The organism is Streptococcus sp. GMD6S (assembly GCF_000297015.1).
Map to the genome: position 1 here is coordinate 1 of NZ_AJRH01000313.1, position 2,060 is coordinate 2,060.

A 2,060-nucleotide genomic window follows, 5' to 3' on the forward strand; every position below is an offset into this window, starting at 1 on the left:
CGCCGTATTGGGATGAAGGGAGATGGTCTTGGTTGCCGTACAGCCGCCTACTATATCCCATCGGCCTTTATTAGAGAATATATTGCTCTATGTGTGAAGATGAGATGGCTTTTTCTCGCCTTCTATATTTTATTAATTTTAGCTCTGATTTTCTCCTATAGAGGTGTTCTATGGTAATATGTAAAATTCATATTGTAATTCTTGTTAGAATCTCTAAAAAATCTTGTAGTAACCCTAAGGGAAAAATTGTCACTAGTAATGAAAGAGCAGGGTAAGTGATTGTGAGTGCGGTTTTTGGAACGGTTTCATGATTGCTCGTCAATCAATTGAACAATTTCTAACCTAGTTACAGATTTTCAGAGAGAGTCAAAAATAGGCAACTGAATATGAGTAGACTAGAATTTTACAGTCAACGACAAATAAAAATGTGAACAACAACAGAGAGGTTCACATTTTCTTTTTGGTCTATGGCAAAATGGCTTTTAGTTCCTTCAGGATAGTTTGCAAGGTTACGATCGCTTGTTCTCCTTGTTGTGGTTGATAGAGTAGTTGGAAATACTTGCGAATAGTTTCTTCAAATTGCTTACGGAGGAGAGTACAATTGGTCTTTGCGTACTCCAACATTCGTTTTTCACCAGGATGGGTTTGCTCATTGAGCGCAAATAACAAGTCAAAGTAGGAAGCAAAAAATTCACTTGTACGATGATTCATACTGAGAAAATCTTGGCGTTTGATAGCTTTTTCTATTTGGTGAGAGAAGGCAGGCATGGCTTGTTCTAGCAAAAGGAGTTGCCTTTCGATGATATGCTTTTTGAGTTCCTGTGGATAGGGAATCTGGTAAGTCTTTTGGAGAGAAGCATAGTGTCCATTCGGGTCGTATAGAATCTTGCTGTGGAGTAGATTGTGCCACATGCAAGTTGTATAAGCATTTTGAGCTTTGTGTTGAAAAACAGTTGTGTTCAATTCTTGTTCAAACGACTCCAGCGAACGATAAATCAACTCGATTTGGATACCGTTGTTTAGTACACAGTCATCCTCTAACTCCCAAAACTGGTTTCCAATTTCCATATAAGAACAATACTTACTCAAGATATCTCGTCGAATCGCCTCATCAATAGAAGAGTTTAGATAGACATAAACGTCATAGTCAGAATTTTGATCGTAGACTTGTCCTGCACGAGAACCACCAAGAGCAATAGCTTCTACTTGTTCAAGTTGAGAGAATTCTTTGCAAAGTTCTTGGATCATTTTTTTCTCCTTACGTTATGGTTTTAAAGTCATTTTACCAAAAAAGTAAAACGTTTGCATAGCATTGAGCTGCTCTTTTTCATTTATAGCAAAAAATGTGAACCCTTGTTTTGAGTTCACATTTCGTTTTTATTCCGCAGCTTGTTGCCAACGTTTTGCTAGCTTATGAGACAAGCTAGAAATAGTAAAGTTAAAGATAAAGTAAATCAAGGCAATCAGGATATAAAGACTGAAGACCTGCTCTGGTTCGAAATAACGGCCCATGAGAATTTGGCTGGCGCCAAAGAGTTCTTGTAGAGCGATAACAGAGTAGAGAAGACTGGTATCCTTAATCACAGTTACAAACTGAGAAATGATGGCTGGCAGCATTTTGCGGATCGCTTGTGGGAGAATGATGTAGTAGAGGATTTGCGCAGAGGTAAAACCTTGCGACATTCCTGCTTCATACTGGCCCTTGTCCACGGCATTGAGACCGCCTCGGATAATCTCAGCTAAGGCTGCTGAGGTAAAAAGGGTAAAGGCGGTAATACCAGCTGGTGTGGACTTCATCTTAAACACCAAAAAGATGGTGAAAATCCAGAGGAGGTTGGGAACGTTACGTACAAACTCGATATAAATGCTGGAGATGATCCGTAAGACAGGATTTTTCCCATTTCTCATGACGGCTAGTACTGTTCCGATAAGGGTCGAGAGGACGATAGCAATCAGAGAAATGTAGAGGGTCAAGCCAAATCCTTTAAAGATAAAGATTAGGTTATCTGGGGTCAAAACTTCTAAAATAGATTCCATAGTAACCTCCTAAAGTGAATAGG

The 2,060-nt window shown here is 39.2% G+C and carries 2 protein-coding genes; both read right to left on the bottom strand.

Going from position 1 to position 2,060, the window contains the following annotated elements; genetic code table 11:
* Positions 1-465: 465 nt before the first annotated feature.
* Positions 466-1,248 carry a DUF4037 domain-containing protein gene (locus GMD6S_RS11210; RefSeq protein WP_000613909.1) on the bottom strand — a complete coding sequence of 261 codons (783 nt, stop codon included), beginning with the start codon at positions 1,246-1,248 and terminating at the stop codon, positions 466-468.
* Positions 1,249-1,377: 129 nt separating this feature from the next.
* A complete protein-coding gene (locus tag GMD6S_RS11215) occupies positions 1,378-2,037 on the bottom strand; it encodes an amino acid ABC transporter permease (protein WP_000443854.1) in 660 nt (219 codons plus the stop codon).
* Positions 2,038-2,060: the final 23 nt, after the last annotated feature.